18 protein-coding genes and 1 pseudogene are annotated in these 18,930 nt (G+C 42.3%); all 19 read left to right on the forward strand.

The window, feature by feature from the left end; all coding sequences use genetic code 11:
* Positions 1-147 precede the first annotated feature (147 nt).
* The 19 genes and pseudogenes from ACY3LV_RS12990 (at position 148) to ACY3LV_RS13080 (ending at position 18,845) form a co-directional block, all read left to right on the forward strand.
* Complete coding sequence (locus ACY3LV_RS12990) at positions 148-1,323, forward strand: ATP phosphoribosyltransferase regulatory subunit (protein WP_148962673.1); 1,176 nt, start codon at positions 148-150, stop codon at positions 1,321-1,323.
* Positions 1,316-1,957 (forward strand): ATP phosphoribosyltransferase, encoded by a 642-nt coding sequence (gene hisG, locus ACY3LV_RS12995; protein ID WP_333560960.1) that lies wholly within the window; start codon positions 1,316-1,318, stop codon positions 1,955-1,957. The genes ACY3LV_RS12990 and hisG overlap by 8 nt, the downstream gene beginning before the upstream one ends.
* Positions 1,954-3,237 (forward strand): histidinol dehydrogenase, encoded by a 1,284-nt coding sequence (gene hisD / locus ACY3LV_RS13000; protein WP_333560959.1) that lies wholly within the window; start codon positions 1,954-1,956, stop codon positions 3,235-3,237. The genes hisG and hisD overlap by 4 nt, the downstream gene beginning before the upstream one ends.
* The gene (gene hisB / locus ACY3LV_RS13005; protein WP_464863918.1) at positions 3,234-3,818 is read left to right on the forward strand and encodes an imidazoleglycerol-phosphate dehydratase HisB; all 585 of its coding nucleotides are present in this window, start codon (positions 3,234-3,236) and stop codon (positions 3,816-3,818) included. The genes hisD and hisB overlap by 4 nt, the downstream gene beginning before the upstream one ends.
* Positions 3,819-4,457 carry an imidazole glycerol phosphate synthase subunit HisH gene (gene hisH, locus ACY3LV_RS13010; RefSeq protein WP_458866685.1) on the forward strand — a complete coding sequence of 213 codons (639 nt, stop codon included), beginning with the start codon at positions 3,819-3,821 and terminating at the stop codon, positions 4,455-4,457.
* The gene (gene hisA / locus ACY3LV_RS13015) at positions 4,454-5,191 is read left to right on the forward strand and encodes a 1-(5-phosphoribosyl)-5-[(5-phosphoribosylamino)methylideneamino]imidazole-4-carboxamide isomerase (RefSeq protein ID WP_464863919.1); all 738 of its coding nucleotides are present in this window, start codon (positions 4,454-4,456) and stop codon (positions 5,189-5,191) included. The genes hisH and hisA overlap by 4 nt, the downstream gene beginning before the upstream one ends.
* Positions 5,188-5,946: an imidazole glycerol phosphate synthase subunit HisF gene (gene hisF / locus ACY3LV_RS13020; protein WP_464863920.1), complete on the forward strand. Its 759-nt coding sequence runs from the start codon at positions 5,188-5,190 to the stop codon at positions 5,944-5,946. The genes hisA and hisF overlap by 4 nt, the downstream gene beginning before the upstream one ends.
* The gene (hisIE, locus tag ACY3LV_RS13025) at positions 5,943-6,566 is read left to right on the forward strand and encodes a bifunctional phosphoribosyl-AMP cyclohydrolase/phosphoribosyl-ATP diphosphatase HisIE (protein ID WP_464863922.1); all 624 of its coding nucleotides are present in this window, start codon (positions 5,943-5,945) and stop codon (positions 6,564-6,566) included. The genes hisF and hisIE overlap by 4 nt, the downstream gene beginning before the upstream one ends.
* Positions 6,567-6,854: 288 nt before the next feature.
* Positions 6,855-8,522: a DUF2339 domain-containing protein gene (locus ACY3LV_RS13030; RefSeq protein ID WP_464863923.1), complete on the forward strand. Its 1,668-nt coding sequence runs from the start codon at positions 6,855-6,857 to the stop codon at positions 8,520-8,522.
* A gap of 79 nt (positions 8,523-8,601) precedes the next feature.
* Complete coding sequence (locus ACY3LV_RS13035) at positions 8,602-9,327, forward strand: lipoprotein YvcA (RefSeq protein ID WP_464863924.1); 726 nt, start codon at positions 8,602-8,604, stop codon at positions 9,325-9,327.
* Positions 9,328-9,443: 116 nt separating this feature from the next.
* On the forward strand, positions 9,444-10,181 hold the full coding sequence (locus tag ACY3LV_RS13040) for a lipoprotein YvcA (protein WP_464863925.1): 738 nt from the start codon (positions 9,444-9,446) through the stop codon (positions 10,179-10,181).
* Positions 10,182-10,344: 163 nt separating this feature from the next.
* Positions 10,345-10,980, forward strand: coding sequence for a lipoprotein YvcA (locus ACY3LV_RS13045; protein ID WP_464863926.1), 636 nt, complete (start codon positions 10,345-10,347; stop codon positions 10,978-10,980).
* A gap of 292 nt (positions 10,981-11,272) precedes the next feature.
* Positions 11,273-11,995 (forward strand): lipoprotein YvcA, encoded by a 723-nt coding sequence (locus tag ACY3LV_RS13050; RefSeq protein ID WP_464863927.1) that lies wholly within the window; start codon positions 11,273-11,275, stop codon positions 11,993-11,995.
* Between the two features lie 332 nt (positions 11,996-12,327).
* Positions 12,328-13,044: a lipoprotein YvcA gene (locus tag ACY3LV_RS13055; protein WP_464863928.1), complete on the forward strand. Its 717-nt coding sequence runs from the start codon at positions 12,328-12,330 to the stop codon at positions 13,042-13,044.
* 1 nt (position 13,045) lies between these two features.
* Positions 13,046-13,595, forward strand: a pseudogene (locus tag ACY3LV_RS13060) (DUF6792 domain-containing protein).
* Between the two features lie 26 nt (positions 13,596-13,621).
* A complete protein-coding gene (locus ACY3LV_RS13065) occupies positions 13,622-14,956 on the forward strand; it encodes a DUF6792 domain-containing protein (protein WP_464863929.1) in 1,335 nt (444 codons plus the stop codon).
* Positions 14,957-14,970: 14 nt separating this feature from the next.
* A complete protein-coding gene (locus ACY3LV_RS13070) occupies positions 14,971-15,330 on the forward strand; it encodes a hypothetical protein (RefSeq protein ID WP_333560952.1) in 360 nt (119 codons plus the stop codon).
* Between the two features lie 166 nt (positions 15,331-15,496).
* Positions 15,497-17,266: a multidrug resistance ABC transporter ATP-binding protein/permease BmrA gene (gene bmrA, locus ACY3LV_RS13075; RefSeq protein ID WP_148962683.1), complete on the forward strand. Its 1,770-nt coding sequence runs from the start codon at positions 15,497-15,499 to the stop codon at positions 17,264-17,266.
* Positions 17,267-17,390: 124 nt separating this feature from the next.
* Positions 17,391-18,845: a tetratricopeptide repeat protein gene (locus tag ACY3LV_RS13080; protein ID WP_148962684.1), complete on the forward strand. Its 1,455-nt coding sequence runs from the start codon at positions 17,391-17,393 to the stop codon at positions 18,843-18,845.
* The last annotated feature ends 85 nt before the right edge of the window (positions 18,846-18,930 follow it).

Genomic DNA, 18,930 nt, shown 5'->3' on the forward strand with positions numbered 1-18,930 from the left:
ATTAGGAGGAGGACAACTGAGATAACATATCCTGACTAAAGTTAAGCATTGATTTTCAATCTTTCATCTGCTAACATATTATCATATTAGCGAACTAAAGGATTCGGAATTTTCCTTCAAACGATGGCAACGGAGGTGCACGGGTTGATGTTTATGTTTGAAAAACCGCACGGCATGAGAGATACACTGCCCGGTTTATACGAAACGAAAAAAAAGGTGAGACAATCGTTAACCGATTTGATCGATAAATGGGGATACCGATTTATGGAAACACCGACACTGGAGTTTTACGATACCGTTGGCGTGCAGTCAGCGATTGAAGAGCAGCAGCTGTTCAAGCTTCTTGATCAGGACGGCAAAACATTGGTGCTTCGCCCGGATATGACAGGTCCAATTGCAAGGGTGGCGGCATCCAAGCTTCTGAAACACGATCATCCGCTCAGAGTCGGCTATGCGGCAAATGTCTTCAGGGCTCAGGAACGCGAAGGCGGACGTCCCGCCGAATTCGAGCAGGTCGGAGTGGAATTAATCGGTGACGGCACGACAAGCGCGGATGCGGAGGTCATTGCCTTAGTCGTCGGCGCCTTAAAGAGCGCGGGGCTGGCTTCCTTTAAAATTGCCATCGGCCATGCCGGCATTGCGGATGCTTTGTTTGTTGAGGTGCTCGGAAACGTTGAACGTGCCGATGTGCTGCGGAGGTTTTTGTACGAGAAGAACTACGTCGGCTACAGAGAACATGTCAAGTCTCTCCCGCTTTCCTCCATTGATAAAAGCAGGCTGCTTGAGCTTCTTGAGTTGCGGGGCGGCATAGAAGTATGCGGACGTGCTGAGGAAATCGTCGATTCTGCGCAAGGAAAAAGCGTTGTTGATGAGCTGAAGGCGCTGTGGGACATTCTTGAGGATTATGGATGTACGGAAAATGTCCGTCTGGATCTGAATATGGTCAGCCACATGAGCTATTACACGGGGATTTTATTTGAAGTGTACGCCGAAAATGTCGGCTTTGTCATTGGAAGCGGGGGCCGTTATAACAAGCTCTTCGGCTATTTTGATTCACCCGCGCCGGCGACAGGCTTCGGGCTTCGGGTCGACCGGCTGATTGAAGCGCTCCATATGAAAGACGAAGCTTGTGAAATAGACGCTGTTATTTTCAGCAAAGAGCAGCGGGCACAAGCCATCGCTTATGCGAATGAAGAACGTATGAAAGGGAACAAAGTGGTTCTTCAAGATTTATCGGGAATCGAAAATATCGATCAGATGACAAAATCTTTTGCAAACGTCACCTATTTTATCGGTGCCAGAAAGGAAGAGCAAAATGGGTAAGTTACTCACAATGGCGATGCCGAAGGGCCGGATATTTGAAGAAGCGGCAGGGCTGCTTCGGCAGGCGGGCTATAAGCTCCCTGAGGAGTTTGAAGATTCAAGAAAACTGATCATCGATGTGCCGGAGGAAAATCTCCGTTTTATATTAGCTAAGCCGATGGACGTGACCACATATGTGGAGCATGGCGTGGCCGATGTCGGAATTGCGGGCAAGGATGTCATGCTGGAGGAGGAACGCGATGTGTATGAGGTGCTGGATTTGAAGATCAGCAAGTGCCACTTAGCGGTCGCCGGACTTCCGAATACAGACTGGAGCGGCGTAGCCCCGAGAATCGCGACAAAGTATCCGAATGTGGCTTCCAGCTATTTTAGAGAGCAGGGAGAACAAGTCGAGATCATCAAGCTCAACGGTTCAATTGAGCTGGCCCCGCTCATTGGGCTCGCAGACCGGATTGTGGATATCGTTTCAACAGGGCAGACGCTGAAAGAAAACGGGCTTGTTGAAACGGAGCACATTTGTGACATTACTTCCCGCTTTATCGTAAACCCGGTAAGCTATCGCATGAAAGACGATGTGATAGACGAAATGGCATCCCGCTTATCTCTTGTTGTGGAAGGAGTAACGGCAAAATGAAGATCAAAACCATCAGCGGCGCAGAACGGCTTTCTCTCAAACGGTCCATAGATGCTGGAACCGAAGAGCAAAGAAAAGCGGTCCGATCCATTATTGAAGATGTCAAAGCAAACGGTGATCAGGCGGTCCGCAGCTACACGGCGAGATTTGACGGCATCGAAATAGACAGCCCGCTGGTCACAAAAGAAGAAATTGAGGAAGCATACACCTCGCTGGATTCACAGCTGCTTCAGGTGATGAAGCAGGCAATTGAAAATATAAAGGAATATCACGAAAGACAGCTGCAATCCTCCTGGTTTTATCACAGAAAGGATGGCACAATGCTGGGACAGAAAGTGACGGCGTTAGATTCCGCGGGCGTATATGTGCCGGGGGGGACTGCCGCATATCCTTCATCTGTTTTGATGAATGTCATCCCGGCGCTGACAGCCGGTGTGGAAAGAATCGTTCTTGTGACGCCCCCGGGGAAAGACGGGCGGCTGTCTCCAGGGGTTTTAGTCGCTGCTGCCGAGCTAGGGATAAAAGACATTTACAAAATGGGCGGCGCTCAGGCGATTGCGGCGCTGGCGTACGGAACAGAGACCATTGAGCCGGTGGATAAAATCACAGGTCCGGGAAATATTTATGTCGCGCTTGCCAAACGAGAGGTGTTCGGTGATGTCGATATTGACATGATTGCCGGACCGAGTGAAATCGTCGTGCTGGCTGATGAAACTGCGATTCCGAGCGAAATTGCAGCCGATCTTCTGTCACAGGCGGAACACGATAAACTCAGCTCATGTGTGTGTGTCACAGATTCCGTGGCGCTGGCCGAGGCGGTTTCAGCAGAGGTGAACGAGCAGCTGAAAACCTTGCCGCGAAGAGAAATAGCGGAAGCTTCAGTGAACGATTACGGTTGTATCTATGTGGCGGAAACAATGGATGAAGCGATTGATACTGTCAATACGCTCGCACCGGAGCATTTAGAAATTATCACACAGTCTCCCGAAGCTTTGCTTGGCAGCATCAAACATGCGGGTGCGATCTTCTTAGGCAGATACAGCCCTGAGCCTGTCGGAGATTATTTTGCCGGACCGAACCATGTGCTTCCGACAAACGGAACAGCCAGATTTTCAAGTCCATTAAACGTAACGGATTTCCAAAAGAAATCGAGTATTATTTCTTACAGTCAAACAGCCTTTGAAGAACATGCCGAAAGCATCGCGGCTTTTGCCAGACTTGAAGGGTTAGACGCCCATGCCAGATCAATTGAAGCGAGAGAACGGAGGAATTCAAAATGAGAAAAGCGGAACGCGCCAGAAAAACAAACGAAACAGATATTGAACTGGCATTCGCAATAGACGGCGAGGGAAAAGCTGATATCAAAACAGACGTGCCGTTTATGACGCACATGCTGGATTTATTCACGAAACACGGACAATTCGATCTCTCCATTAACGCCAAAGGCGATGTTGATATAGATGATCACCACACGACTGAAGATATCGGCATCTGTTTAGGGCAGGCGCTGCTCGAAGCCTTGGGCGATAAAAAAGGAATCAAACGCTACGGATCGGCGTTTGTGCCGATGGATGAGGTGCTTGCTCAAGTTGTCATCGATTTAAGCAACCGGCCGCACTTGGAAATGCGCGCGGACTTCCCTGCGTCTAAAGTCGGAACATTCGATACGGAGCTTGTACATGAATTTTTGTGGAAGCTGGCGCTTGAAGCGCGGATGAACCTGCACGTCATCGTTCATTACGGCACAAACACCCATCACATGATTGAAGCTGTTTTTAAAGCGCTTGGACGTGCGATTGATGAAGCGACAATGATTGATCCGCGTGTTAAAGGGATCCCATCAACGAAAGGGATGCTGTAAATGATCGGCGTAATAGATTACGGAATGGGCAATTTATACAGTGTCTCCAAGGCGCTTGAGCGCGTCGGCGTCCCGTACTTTGTTTCTGAAAAGCCGGAGGAGCTGAAAGAAGCTGATGCCTTTATTTTGCCGGGCGTGGGTTCATTTGGAGACGCGATGGACAATTTGCGCAACGCGAAGCTTGATCAATTGATTCACGATATGGTCTCAGAGGGGCGATTGCTGCTCGGGATCTGCCTCGGCATGCAGCTTTTATTTGATGAAAGCGAAGAAAACGGCACCGCGTCAGGCCTTGGGCTGTTAAAAGGAAAAGCAGTCAGGCTGAAAGCAGAAGATGAGGAAGGAAACAAGCTGAAGGTTCCGCATATGGGCTGGAATCGCCTTTCCTTTCATAACGAATCTCCGCTGCTGGCTGAAACAGAAGAAGGCTACGCTTATTTTGTGCATTCGTATTACATTGACGGGATGGAGGAGGATGCGCTTCTGGCAAGCGCTGATTATGGTGTGCGAGTGCCTGCTGTCGTCGGAAAAGGAAATGTCTTCGGCGCCCAATTTCATCCGGAAAAAAGCAGCACGGTCGGAATGTCTATCTTAACCCAATTCACGAAAATGGCAGCAGAACAGAAGGTGAAAAAATGAGTGCTTTTACATTATATCCGGCAATTGATATGAGAAACGGCAAATGTGTCCGTCTTGTTCAAGGAGATTATAATCAGGAAACGATATACGGCGATTCACCTTACGACATGGCCGCGTTATTTGCGCGTGAGGGTGCCGAATGGATCCATCTTGTTGATCTTGATGGTGCCAAAGAAGGAAAAAGAGTAAATCACCGCCACGTGATCGAAATTGCGCAAAAGCTGGAGCTGAAGGTGGAAATCGGCGGCGGGATCCGTTCCGAAAGTGATGTCTATGAATACTTATCGGCAGGAGTCGATCGGGTGATCCTCGGAAGCTCAGCTGTTTCTAACCCCCCGTTTGTCAAAAAAATGCTGAAACAATATGGCGGAAAAATTGCAATTGGCCTGGACGCGAGAAACGGTTTTGTTTCAACTGAAGGATGGCTGGAAACATCAAGCCTTAGAGCAACTGAACTCGGCAAAGAGCTTGCCAATGAAGGAGCGAAGGTCTTTATTTTTACTGACATCTCGACAGACGGAATGCTGTCAGGCCCAAATATTGAAAGCACGGTCGAGCTTGCAAAGGAAACGGGGAAATCTGTGATTGCTTCCGGCGGCGTCAGCTCGGTCGAGGATCTCGGTGCCCTCGCCCGCTATCAGGCGGATGGCGTTTCTGGAGCGATCATCGGAAAAGCGCTATATACCAATCAGTTTACGCTGAGCGAGGCGCTTGAAAGGGTGAAACGCAAATGATCACAAAACGGATTATTCCATGTCTTGATGTCAAAGAAGGACGCGTTGTCAAAGGAATTCAATTTCTCGAATTAAAGGATGCCGGTGACCCTGTTGAACTGGCGGAAGTGTACGACCAGGAAGGCGCGGATGAACTCGTTTTTCTTGATATCTCCGCCTCGCACGAAGGCCGAAAAACGATGGTTGACGTTGTGGAGCAGGTTGCCGCGAAGCTTGCGATTCCGTTTACAGTCGGCGGCGGCATCAATCAGCTCAGCGATATGAAAACGATTCTGCGTGCCGGCGCGGACAAAGTTTCGGTGAACACGGCAGCTGTTCTCCGCCCTGAGCTGATTACAGAAGGAGCCGAGTTTTTTGGTTCTCAATGCATCGTACTTGCCATTGATGCCAAGTATGACCAGGAATCTGGCACATATAAGGTCTACACGCACGGCGGCAGAAAGAAAACAGACTGGGAAGTCACCGCATGGGCAAAAGAAGGCGTCAAACGCGGAGCAGGAGAAATATTGCTGACAAGCATGGACTCTGACGGTGAGAAAAAAGGTTTTGAGCACAGGCTGACAAAGCTAGTTTCTGAAGCTGTTTCCGTACCTGTTATCGCCTCGGGAGGAGCGGGAAACGCGCAGCATATGCTTGAGGCTTTTACAAAAGGAGAAGCCGACGCCGCGCTGGCCGCTTCTATTTTTCATTATAAAGAAACGTCGATTAAAGAAGTGAAATCATACTTGAAAGAGCACGGGGTGAATGTGAGATGAAACAGGCAGATGAACTGCGTTTTAACGAGGATGGATTAATTCCCGCCATCGTGCAGGATGCGGCAAGCAAAGAAGTGCTAACACTTGCCTATATGAACAAGGAATCGTACGAAAAAACATTGGAAACGAAAGAAACATGGTTCTACAGCCGCTCGCGCCAAGAGTTATGGCATAAAGGAGAAACCTCAGGCAACACGCAAGCCGTTAAGGGCATCCGGTATGACTGTGACCAAGACGCGTTGATCGTACTCGTAGAGCCGTCTGGTCCGGCATGCCACACTGGCAGCTACAGCTGTTTTACAAAGGAACAAACAGAAGAGCAGGCTGCGGACCGATTTGACATCATGAACGAGCTGGAGCACGTGATCGCGGAACGCCAAGCGGAAATGCCTGAAGGAGCTTACACCACTTATCTTTTCCGTGAAGGTGTCGATAAGATTTTGAAAAAAGTCGGTGAAGAAGCATCCGAAGTGATCATTGCCGCGAAAAACCGAGACCGCGAGGAACTCAAATGGGAAGCGGCAGACCTGCTGTATCACCTGCTTGTCCTGCTCAGAGAACAAGCTCTGCCGCTGGATGATGTGCTTGACGTTTTGAAAAAACGCCATTCTGACAAGTAAGAGGATTGGAGCTGTGCATATGGCAGCTCCTTTTTTATGCATCTTTGCGCCTGATCCATTTGTCTTGTTCCAGTAAATGAAATGAAAAAAAGCAATGCTCACAAAAAAATCACACAAAAAAACCAATCGAATTCCCTATTCATCGAAAATTTTCCATGATGTAACATAACTAAGGATGAAAATCCTTGTTGGGCAACAGGTCTTTAGAATTATTTTATGGAAACCGGTAAGGGGAGTAAAAAAAAGGCATATCATGAAAAAGCAAGTAAATTCGAAAATGGGGAGAGAATGGTGAACGAAAAATTTGATGAACTGAACAAAAGAGTTGGACGTTTGGAACAAGAACTGGCCAATGTCAAAAAAGAGATCGCATATCTCACGGCAGGCAAGCAGAAACAAGCTATAGTCAAAACGGAAGAACTTTCAAAAATCAGCAAAGAAACCGAAGTGCCAAAACAGGCACCGGCTCCGCCAAAGGAAGAGAAACGAACTTTAGAAAACATGGCAGGAAATTGGCTTCCGAAAATCTTTATTTTTGTTTTTCTTCTTGGTATGATTTGGGCGTTTACAGCGGCTGCTGAAAAAGGTTGGATCAACACATATATGAGGGTGGCGGCAGGACTCATGGTCTCCATTATGCTATATGTTCTCGGTAGCAGGCAATATAAGAAAAATGCCAGTGTGCTGGGCGTTTCATTATTGGCGGGCAGTAATATTGTCTACATCGTTTCCTTATTTGCGGGGAACATGCTGTACCAGATGATACCGACCCCGCTTACAGTGATCCTTCTTGCTGCAGGGGTTGCGGGCGGTGTGTACATATCAAGAAAATATCAATCACAAACGCTCATTGCGATTATCGGCGCAGGTGTTTACTTGTATCCTTTTTTATTTGGCGGGGAACAAGGAAACGAATACATCTTTTATGTATATGAGTCATTGGTTTTCGCAGGCTTAATGTATGAGACAGTCAAACAAAAGTACAGCGTGGCATGGAATATAGCAAACTATGCATTCATATTAGCGATTTTTGCTTTCTTATCATTTACCGATGCACAAGTATCGGTTTGGACACTTGCTGTATTTACGATGCAGCAGGCGATCATGATCTTCTCGGCTTTACTATCGCATAGCCCATTTAAAAAAGCTGTCTATCTCACAGCCGTTTCAATCGGAGCTTTTGTCGTTTTCATCACAGGGTTAGTCCTGTATATAAAAAACGATACGGCGTTATACGCCTTTTATACTGCTGCTTTTGTGTTTTACCTGTTGTTAAGCTTATGGAAAAGAAAAGAATTTGCCGAAATCAAACATACGTTTTTTCTCATTTCTATGATTTATTTCAATGTATTAGCAGCGGATGTATTAGATGAAAATGAGATTTTGCTGTACATCATATTCACGTTACAAGGAATCATGATGTGTTACGTGTCATACCGCAAAAAAAGCTGGCTGATCGGCATTGCCGGGGCGATTGTAGTATTACAGGCATCGTGCGGCCTCATGCAATACCCGGCACGCTCATTACACATTCTCAGCATTGTCTCTTGGCTGCTGCTGATCAGCTCACTATTTGCCGCCTATCTGTATTCGAAAAAAATACAATATAAACAAGTCAAGATTGTTGTTTCATACACCGTTTCATTCCTGATGCTTGTATTCTTCAGCAAATTATCCATATGGATGTCGGATAAGATTGGAGGCGTATCCAATAATGTGGGAGTATCCCTGTCTTGGTTTATATTTGTCATCGTGATGTACGCTATTTATTACGCAACCAGAGACAAGACATGGAACCGAATCGGGCTGATATTTTTATTCATTACACTGGCCAAAATGATTTTAATAGATTCTGCTTCGATTGATATTGTTTGGAGAGCGGTCTTATTCATCTTGTTAGGGGTCATTGGACTGTTTATATCCAGAATATTTTATTCGAAAAAAGAGAAGCCATAATGCCTGGCCAAGACTGCCGAGAGAACTCGGCGGTTTTTTGTTCGATTGATTCTATCAGTTAACGATATGGAGGTTCGTCATGAAAAAAATCATCTTGATCAGCTTCAGCTTATTACTAGCCCTAACAGGCGGATGCAGTATGAACGACAATGATAAAAACACCACCAATGACAATAAGACAGAAGCCGTAAAACCAAAAGACATGGACCCAAAAGACCTGCCGCAAGTTCCTGCGTTTCAGGACGAGAAAACGAGAGAGTATATGGTGTCAACGAAAGAAGAGGAGCCGGGGTATTATTTGCTTGAGTCTAAGCTGAAAGGGTTTAGGATGTTGTTTCCGGACGATGCGAAAACTCTATCAAGAAGATCCTTGTTGACTGGGAAAAATAAAGAAAGTATTGGATTTAATAGTTATGAGAAAGACACCAATGTAATGTTTGATGGTCATGTAACATATTACAAAGAAGAAAGTTTTGTGAATGAACCTAAAACAATGCTAGATATTGTAAGTGGAAAAAATGATTATAAAGGTGAATACAAAAAAAGTAGTAACAAGAACACGGATATCTATTTTGGTAAGAAAAAAGACATCTTTGAAAATATTGATAGAAAATATAATGATTCATACAGTTACTTTGGATATGTGAAATCTCTAGAAGAAGATAACCTAGGAGTTGAATACGCCTTTACTTTCGGATGCAAAAATGAAAATCGACCATGCTCCCTAGAAGAAGAAAAGGCTAAAAATAAAGTTGAGAAATTAATACATTCTATCAGCTTTTTAATAGATAAAAAGGACAAATAAAGTTACGGCTAATTGATTAGAATATGGCTACTAACAACAGCTTGCCTTAATGAATGCAACTGAAATGATAGAAAACCATTATTCGTGTAAACAACGAAAACCTGCGGAGGTTCTTCATGAAAAAGATCATATTTATTTGTTTCAGCTTATTACTTGCCCTGACAGGCGGATGCAGTATGAACGACAATGAAAAAAACAGCACAAATAACAATAAAACAGAAGCCATAAAACCAAAAGACATGGACCCAAAAGAACTGCCGAAAGTTCCGGCGTTTCAGGACGAGAAAACGAGAGAGTACATGGTGTCAACGCAAGAAGAAAAGCCGGGGTATTATTTGCTTGAGTCTAAGCTGAAAGGGTTTAGAATGTTGTTTCCGGCAGATGGCGAGTATCTTCCAGACTATTCTACGTCAAATGGAAAGAATAGCGAATCGATAGGGTTTCAAAGCTATAATGAAAAATCAAATATACTCTTAGATGCGCAAATTAGCTACTATAACAAATCTTCTTTTATTAATAATCCAGAAACAATGCTGCACCAAATTAGTAATGAGAATGGTTACGAAGGTGATTTTAAGAAAGAAAAAACTGATGAAAAAACAGTTTATACTGCATTAAAAAAAAGCACTTTTAAAAACAGTGATCGTAAACACAATTATTCCTTTGGTTATTTTGGATATATAGCATCCAGTGATGAAGAGTGTCTAGGGATAGTATATTCCTTTATCGCCCGGTGTAAAAAAGATGATAAACCTTGTACTTTGGATGAAGACCAAGCAAAAGAAAAAACGGATACTCTAATTCATTCTATAACCTTCTTTAAAAATAAAAAGAAGAGTAGAGATGGCGAATAAAAATGTCTTCGCATCTTCGCAACTGTAACATGAATAAGAACAAAATAAGCACTTTGCAACCGGGTTATTAATATCAATTAGTTAACCCCATTGGAGGTTCACTTTGAAAAAGAACACCTATATTTACATCATTTTATTACTTTGCCTGACAGGCGGATGCAGTATGAACGACAATGAAAAAAACAGCACAAATAACAATAAAACAGAAGCCATAAAACCTAAAGACATAGACCCAAAAGAACTGCCGCAAGTTCCGGCGTTTCAGGACGAGAAAATGAGAGAGTACATGGTGTCAACGAAAAAAGAGGAGTCGGGGTATTATTTGCTGGAGTCTAAGCTGAAAGGATTTAGGATGTTGTTTCCGGAGGGTGGGGAGTACTCAGACTCTGAAACTTCAAAGAAAAACGAATCACTATTTTTTGACAGTGTGAACAAAAAAACGAATATAGTAATGAATGCTTCAGTAAAGTTTTATCAAAATGAATCATTTATAAACGATCCGGAGACTATGTTGGATATCGTTAGCGGTAAAAATGAATACAAAGGTAATTTTGAAAAATTTGAAGCAAAAGATAAGGATATTTATTTTGCTTCAAAACAAGAAAACTTTGACAACGAAGAAAACCCATCTTACATCTTTCTTGGATATATAAAGTCAAAAAAACAAGATGATTTAGGGATGGAATATTCTTTTATGTTTAACTGCTCAGCCAATGCAAAGACATGCAAACCAGATCCAAAAGCAAATGAAGAACAGGTTAAAAGAATAATAAACTCTGTTACCTTTGGCGCTGTGTAAGAGAAAAATACAAACATTGATGTCGAAGGTTTTTTATCTCGAAGAGGTTTTATTCGAAACAGAAGTAGTAATCGCTCAAAGACTGCCAAGGGAAACAGCGTTTTTCGAGTAAGAGAAATTTAACCTGTATCTTAAGTCCTCCTTTCTGTTTATTGGTGTAAACTGAACCTAATTCCCTATTTAACGAATTTATTCCATTTCATAACATGAATAAGGATAAAATAATTACTTTTTAACAGGGTCATTAGTATGAATTTTGATAAATCAGCTCAAAAAACCACGGAGGTTCATAATGAAAAAGATCATCTTTATTTGCTTCAGCTTATTACTTGCCCTGACAAGTGGATGCAGTATGAACGACAATGATAAAAACACTACCAATGACAATAAGACAGAAGCCGTAAAACCAAAAGACATGGACCCAAAAGACCTGCCGCAAGTTCCTGCGTTTCAGGACGAGAAAACGAGAGAGTATATGGTGTCAACGAAAGAAGAAGAGCCGGGGTATTATTTGCTGGAGTCTAAGTTGAAAGGGTTTAGGATGTTGTTTCCGGGGGACGGGGAGTACGTACCTGATCTATCGAGTACAGGAGAAAATGAAGAAACAATAGTATTTGATAGTTTAAATAAAAAAACTAACATTCAATATGATGGGCAATTGGATTATCATCGAGAAAAAAGTTTTGCGAATGACAAGGATACAATGCTGGATATTGTAAGCGGTAGAAATAGCTATAAAGGCAAATTCGAAGAAAGAGAGCTATCTGACAAAATTGTATATTCTGCTCAAAAGAAAAGTGTTTTTGATGATGGAGATGGAAAGAATCATTTTTCTTATAGATTTTTTGGTTATGTCAAATCTACAAAAGAGGATGATCTGGGGATAGAGTATTCGTTTCGATTTGCCTGCTATAGTGATGAAGGGGCTTGTTCATTAAATAAAGATAAAGCAAGAAAAAAAGTTCAAAAAATAATTGGCTCTATTACCTTTTTAAAGGTTAAAAAGGAGAAATAGAGAGTGGAAATAAGAAGAATATATTTGAAAAGCGTTAAAATAAATTATAGTACAATTATATAGAAGCCATTCTGAAAACTAAGGTAAGAGCCGTATGATAAACGGCTCTTTTTATTTTGTGAAAAAAGTAATAGGTATTTGGGAGTTCATGAGGTGTTTTGCTTGATTTGTTAATAAAAGGAGATCAAAACCAAGTCAGATTTCCTATTTATCCAAATTCCGCCATGATGTAACATGGAAAAGGATAAAATAATCACTTGTTAACCAGGTCAATAGAATTATTTTTGGGATAAAAATAAATTTCATTCTCATAAAACCCGTGGAGGTTCTTCATGAAAAAGATCATATTTATTTGCTTCAGCTTATTACTAGCCATGACAGGAGGATGCAGTATGAACGACAATGATAAAAACACCACAAATGACAATAAAACAGAAGTCGTAAAACCAAAAGACATGGATCCAAAAGACCTGCCGCAAGTTCCAGCGTTTCAGGACGAGAAAACGAGAGAGTACATGGTGTCAACGAAAGAAGAGGAGCCAGGGTATTATTTGCTGGAGTCTAAGTTGAAAGGATTTAGGATGTTGTTTCCGGAGGATGGGGAGTATTCAAGCTATTTGTCTAGTCGTGATGAAAATGAAGAAATCATAGCATTTGATAGTTATGAAAAAACAAAAAATAAAATGCTAAATGCACAAATAGAGTATTATCAAGGAGTAACTTTTATTAACAATCCTGAGACAATGCTAGACCAAATTAGTAGTGAAAATGGCTTTAATGGTAATTTTGAAAAACTAGAGAACGAAGGTAAAGATATTTATATTGCTTACAAGAAAAATACTTTTGAAAATGATAAAAATAAATATAATTTTTCATACAGATACTTCGGTTATATTAAATCTTCTGAGAAAGACCAAATTGGTATTGTATTTTCGTTTATGTTTAGATGCCCAAATAAAGATAAGCCTTGTACGTTAGATAAAGATAACTTAGGAGAGCAGGTTAAAAAGCTCGTAAAATCCGTCACCTTTTTAAATCAGGAGGGGTAAGATGGGTAACAATAATATATTTGAAAATGAAAATGTAAAACTGCGGTTAATAAATCTAGAGTATGATTATAAAAAAAAGTTTGCATCAAACAATTCTAAAGAAATAAAGGAAGCGAAAGCAGAATTTGAAACGGAAGTCCGCAGAATCTATAAAGAAGAAACTAATCAAACTCTTCCTGAGGACATTGAGATTTATACATCTAAAGAACTGATTAAGAAAAATAATCAAAAAGATAAGTCAATCAAAGAATCGGGTTATGATGGTACGGCAATATATATAAAAGATAGTCAAAATCAAATAGACCAACTTCATATTATTTCAGAAGGTAGTGCTGATAACGAGGGATTGGGCTTATAATTTTTTTGGCCTCTTCTTAGGGATCGACAGTAGCCAATACAGAGCAACGAGAGAGTTTACTAAGGAAGCAAAGAAAAGAGCTGGAAATTCTGATGAGTTACATACTTATGCTCTTGGGCATTCACTTGCAAATAACAACCAGGTAATGGTTCAGTTAATAGATGGAGAGAGTTTGATGAAGTTTATGGGATAAACGGTGCTCAGGTTAGTGTAAATCATTTGTTACAAGCTGATAAAGATTTACTCGATGCCATGATCAATAAATTCGATGTTCTGAACACTAAAAACCTTGAAAATGTCCCTAAAGAAGATCTTAAAAAAGCGATCACCAAATACTACAAAGACAAAGGCGTAACAGCAAACATCACCCAGCGCATCTCAAAAGATGACCCGCTGTACGGTGCGAGCGGCAAGGCAGACTTCATTACATTCGGCGATGTGAAAATGACAGATACAAACACAAGTGTAGAAGGCATCAGAAACATTATGGATGGGATTCCTGATGAAGACGTGAGAGCGATTCAAGAATTCCTTCAAAAATATAAGGATGACTATGAAAAAGATGGCTTGAACGGTTTTGTAAAGGCTGCAAGCGGGATTGACATAGAGCTGATAGATAAAGTGAAGTACACAGATGGTGCTTTAGCGAAAGCGAGTGTCATTTATGAAAACTTTGATGACGTTAAGCAAATGTATGGCCGAATTAAAGAGAATTTGCCAGCGTTTTTAGGTTTTCTTCATACCTTATTGGGAAACAGCGGACCGGTCGTAGATCAGCTAGCTGAAAATGGGTATATCGATGAAACGCAAAAGAAAGTAATCAAAAAAGAATTAACGAATATTAATGCGAGTATGCGAGGCATAGAATCTCAGTATGAACTTTTCATTGACCATCTAAAGCATGGTCAATTTACACATGCTTTAAAAGACGTTGGTGAAATAGTAGAGTACGTGAAATCTATTTTGTCTTCTATAGAAACCCTCGACGCAGAAACAAAAGACGCGTTAAAACTCATCGTCGACGGCCACAGCATCGTTCAAATGCTAAACGCACTATCAAAGGAAAAAGGCTTCAGCTATAAAGGCTCTGATATTTACTTTACAGGGAAAAGCGGCTCGGGAGAAACGATTAAAGTTAATATCTCATCCGCTGTCAGAATCTATCAAAACGGTATGAGGATCGTTGAAGATATGGAAGATGCGATTTCTAAGTACCAGAAGGTTTACAGTCAGGAAATCAATGAAGACTTTATAGACAAAAAACAGGCGATCATCACGGCTATTCATCATATGGAAGAAAATCCTTCGCATTATGCCTTCGATCTTCAATTCCGGCTTGCGGCCGGTTTCAGCCACACATTTGATAAATTGGAGAAAATTTCAGTTCATGAATCGTTCCACACAGGTGCGCTCCCTGCTAATGATGGAATCGTTGCTGAATTAAAAAAACAGGCAACAGAAAAAAGAGATTTTATCAAAAACATCCGTGAAAGTATTGAAAAGCTGTTTGAAAAAGAAGAAATGATTTCTCAGTTATTTGATTTTCAGCTTTAGGAGGAATATGAAGAGTGACTTCCTTATTTTCAGAAAGTGAAACAGAAATTGTATCAACCACCTATATGTTTCTTACCCAAGATGAAATGAAGGGGAAAGCAGGCAGCCTCAATCAACCGATCAACGACATTCTCAGTTTGACAAAGAAATTTGAGTCTTCACTAAAAGAAGAAATCAAAGGACAAAAAGGGTTGATTGTCAAAAAAATAAAAGAAGAGCTTGAATCAAAAAGTGAAAAACAAAAAGCCGCACTTCAAATGATAAAAGAAGAACATACCGCAAAAGTTGACCGGTACAAAATGATGATTGAAGACCTGCGAAAGCAGGATGTGACATTGACTTACAGGAAAAAGAAGCCTGTTAAGGATGTATAAGGTCATACCTCTCCTATTCAAATCATGAGTGGGAGATTTTTATTTTCATCATGGCAAAAATATACTGAAAAAGTCTCTCTCCATTGATATGATTGAGAAAGAGTAAAAATCATCTTTTGATACGACATTTCACCTTTCTGAACGCTGAAACAGGAGGAAAAAGTATATGCCAACCCAGCAACAAAAATCGAAAAGTAAATTAAAACCCTTTTTTGCATTAGTGAAGCAGACCAATCCTTCTTATGGAAAGCTTGCTTTTGCGCTGGTTCTCAGTATTGTAACGACACTGGTCAGCCTGCTCATTCCATTATTAACGAAACAGTTAGTCGATGGCTTTTCCATGTCAGCTCTTTCAGGGACACAAATCGGGCTCATCGCGCTTGTTTTTTTCGTTCAGGCCGCTTTGAGCGCTTATGCCACCTACGCGCTTAATTATAATGGACAAAAAATCATTTCAGGGCTGCGGGATTTATTATGGAAGAAATTAATTAAGCTCCCTGTCCCTTATTTCGATACAAACGCTTCAGGAGAAACCGTCAGCCGTGTGACAAATGATACGATGGTGGTCAAAGAACTGATCACCACCCATATCAGCGGGTTTATTACAGGCATCATTTCCGTCATTGGATCACTGACAATCTTGTTTATTATGAATTGGAAGCTGACACTGCTTGTATTAGTTGTCGTTCCGCTGGCCGCTCTTATCCTAATCCCGATTGGCCGGAAGATGTTCTCGATTTCTCGGGAAACACAAGATGAAACAGCCCGTTTTACCGGTCTGCTGAATCAAATTCTTCCGGAAATCAGACTCGTCAAGGCTTCAAATGCGGAGGTTGTCGAATATGGGCGCGGGAAACTGGGGATTTCTTCATTATTTAAACTGGGAGTTCGTGAAGCCAAGGTTCAGTCGCTTGTCAGTCCGCTTATCTCACTTGTATTAATGGCAGCACTTGTGGCAGTTATCGGATACGGGGGCATGCAGGTCTCATCAGGCGAGCTCACCGCCGGAGCGCTCGTGGCTTTTATTTTGTATTTGTTTCAAATTATTATGCCGATGGGCCAGATTACAACGTTTTTTACACAGCTGCAAAAATCAATCGGCGCAACAGAACGGATGATTGATATTTTGGCAGAGGAAGAGGAAGATACAGTCACAGGAAAACAAATCGAAGACGCGCATTTGCCTATTCAGCTTGATCGCGTGTCTTTTGGATATAAGCCCGATCAGCTGATTTTGAAAGAGATCAGCGCCGTCATTGAAGCAGGGAAAGTAACAGCGATTGTCGGTCCGAGCGGAGGAGGGAAAACAACACTGTTTAAGCTGCTTGAACGTTTTTATTCACCGACTGCAGGGACCATTCGGCTGGGGGAAGAGCCGGTTGATACTTACTCGCTTGAATCTTGGCGGGAGCACATCGGGTATGTATCACAGGAAAGCCCGTTAATGTCAGGAACGATCAGAGAAAATATTTGTTACGGGTTAGAACGTGATGTAACGGACGCTGAGATCGAAAAAGCCGCGGAGATGGCATACGCGCTCAATTTTATAAAGGAGCTTCCGAATCAGTTTGATACAGAGGTGGGCGAACGCGGCATTATGCTGTCAGGCGGACAAAGGCAAAGAATCGCGATTGCGAGAGCACTTCTCCGAGATCCGAGCATTCTCATGCTTGATGAAGCGACCTCTAGTCTTGACAGCCAATCTGAAAAATCAGTCCAGCAGGCGCTCGAGGTGCTGATGGAGGGCCGCACAACGATTGTCATCGCTCACCGCCTATCTACCGTTGTAGACGCGGACCAGCTTTTGTTTGTTGAAAAAGGAGAAATTACCGGCCGGGGCACACATCATGAATTAATGGCTTCGCATGATCTATATAAAGATTTTGCTGAACAGCAGCTGAAAATGAATTCAGATTTAGAAAACAAAGCCGGGTAAATTTTGGTCGAATCAGCCAGTAAAAAACGGAGGGATTTTCCCGATCCTTCCTTTTGAACTATTGAGGAGCTGATGATTTATGGTATACTACTGACGGTAACATTGTATAAAACGGAGGGTAGTTGTGGGAAAACACACTTCTGAACATAAAAATCACGCACAAATTGTCCAGCTGCTTCAAGATGGACAATATTTTTTTCATAAAGGCTTGAAAGCGTATAAAGAGCGCAATCTGAAACGGGCAAGCAAACTGATTCAGCGCGCGGTTCATTTGGAGCCGGAGGATTCAGAGATGCTTTCGCAGCTTGCGGTCATTTATTCAGAAATGGGCCAATATCAAGAGTCGAACGATCTTCTTGATTATATTATGGCAAATCTGGAGATCGAAATGCCGGAGTGCCATTACTTTAAAGCGAATAACTTTGCCCACTTGGGGCTCTTTCAAGAAGCTTATAAAGAAGCGGCCGCTTATTCAGATGCGGATCCGGACGGTGAATTCGCTGAAGAAAACGATAGTCTGCTTGAATTGCTAGATTTAGGAGACGGCGGGCCTGAGGATTCTTTGTATGATCAGGATGAATTGCTGGTGAAACAGGATCGGGCAAAGTCCCTGCTGGAAAGCGGCCAGCTTGCTGAAGCGGTGGCGGCGCTTGAGGAAATCACAGCTGAATATCCGGAGCTTTGGTCAGCATACAACAATCTGGCGCTTGCTTACTTCTATTCAGGCAATATCGTAAAAGCAAAGGAAACCGCTTATCAAGTGCTCAGTCATAATGAAGGAAATCTTCATGCCTTATGCAATCTTCTCGTTTTCTACTATTATGAAAGAGAAGACGAAAATGTGGCGGAATTGAGTGACCGGCTTTCCAACGTGTATCCGATGCTATTGGAACAGCGCTACAAACTGGGAGCTACTTTGGCGCTTGTCGGCCGTTATGAGATCGGATATAAATGGCTCAAATCATTATATAAAAGCGGCTTTGAAGGTGACGATACATTCTTTTACTGGCTCTCGTGCTCCGCTTATTTTACAGGGCATACTGAATTTGCCGAGACGATCTGGAGAAAAGCCGAGTCGCAATATCCCGGAGAGGACCGCCCGGCTCCCTGGGTTGAGCGGAGGGAAGCACTTCCTTCATCCGTAGAACAACGTCTCGCAGCCTATTATATCAGCAGCACAAAGGGTGAAACGGAGCATCTAGAAGCGGTGATACACTCGAAGAGAATGACCGCTCCTTTCGAAAATCATTTTGTGCAGCTGCTCTTGAATGGAGATTCCGCGGCTGCTGACGTATCAAAGGATGCGCTTTTTGCCTATCAAACCGTGAAATTATTAGAGCAAGCTGAAAAAGAAGAGATGAAAACAGAAGTCATGAGCTGCTGGGTGTTCCATGTCATCCAGCAAATCCGTGCAGCCGCTCCGTTGAAAAATGAGAAAGGCTGGGCGGCCGCGATTTGCTATATTTGGAAAGAAGCGCACGGCAAACACGATACGAAAAAAGATACAGCAGCTCGATTCGGCATCTCTCCGGCAACGTTGACGAAATATATGAAATATATTGATGATATTCTAGAATAGAATATTTTAAAGAGTTGATTCTTAGAATCGACTCTTTTTTTGGTTTGATAGATTATATTAAGAAAATAATATCGACAGTTTTTTT

It is taken from the genome of Bacillus sp. 11C (genome assembly GCF_055486375.1).

Bases quoted from the DNA above. Each gene is read 5' to 3' on its own strand.
- ACY3LV_RS12990 (WP_148962673.1), top strand. From the start codon at position 148: ATGTTTATGTTTGAAAAACCGCACGGCATGAGAGATACACTGCCCGGT.
- hisG (WP_333560960.1), top strand. From the start codon at position 1,316: ATGGGTAAGTTACTCACAATGGCGATGCCGAAGGGCCGGATATTTGAA.
- hisD (WP_333560959.1), top strand. From the start codon at position 1,954: ATGAAGATCAAAACCATCAGCGGCGCAGAACGGCTTTCTCTCAAACGG.
- hisB (WP_464863918.1), top strand. From the start codon at position 3,234: ATGAGAAAAGCGGAACGCGCCAGAAAAACAAACGAAACAGATATTGAA.
- hisH (WP_458866685.1), top strand. From the start codon at position 3,819: ATGATCGGCGTAATAGATTACGGAATGGGCAATTTATACAGTGTCTCC.
- hisA (WP_464863919.1), top strand. From the start codon at position 4,454: ATGAGTGCTTTTACATTATATCCGGCAATTGATATGAGAAACGGCAAA.
- hisF (WP_464863920.1), top strand. From the start codon at position 5,188: ATGATCACAAAACGGATTATTCCATGTCTTGATGTCAAAGAAGGACGC.
- hisIE (WP_464863922.1), top strand. From the start codon at position 5,943: ATGAAACAGGCAGATGAACTGCGTTTTAACGAGGATGGATTAATTCCC.
- ACY3LV_RS13030 (WP_464863923.1), top strand. From the start codon at position 6,855: ATGGTGAACGAAAAATTTGATGAACTGAACAAAAGAGTTGGACGTTTG.
- ACY3LV_RS13035 (WP_464863924.1), top strand. From the start codon at position 8,602: ATGAAAAAAATCATCTTGATCAGCTTCAGCTTATTACTAGCCCTAACA.
- ACY3LV_RS13040 (WP_464863925.1), top strand. From the start codon at position 9,444: ATGAAAAAGATCATATTTATTTGTTTCAGCTTATTACTTGCCCTGACA.
- ACY3LV_RS13045 (WP_464863926.1), top strand. From the start codon at position 10,345: ATGAACGACAATGAAAAAAACAGCACAAATAACAATAAAACAGAAGCC.
- ACY3LV_RS13050 (WP_464863927.1), top strand. From the start codon at position 11,273: ATGAAAAAGATCATCTTTATTTGCTTCAGCTTATTACTTGCCCTGACA.
- ACY3LV_RS13055 (WP_464863928.1), top strand. From the start codon at position 12,328: ATGAAAAAGATCATATTTATTTGCTTCAGCTTATTACTAGCCATGACA.
- bmrA (WP_148962683.1), top strand. From the start codon at position 15,497: ATGCCAACCCAGCAACAAAAATCGAAAAGTAAATTAAAACCCTTTTTT.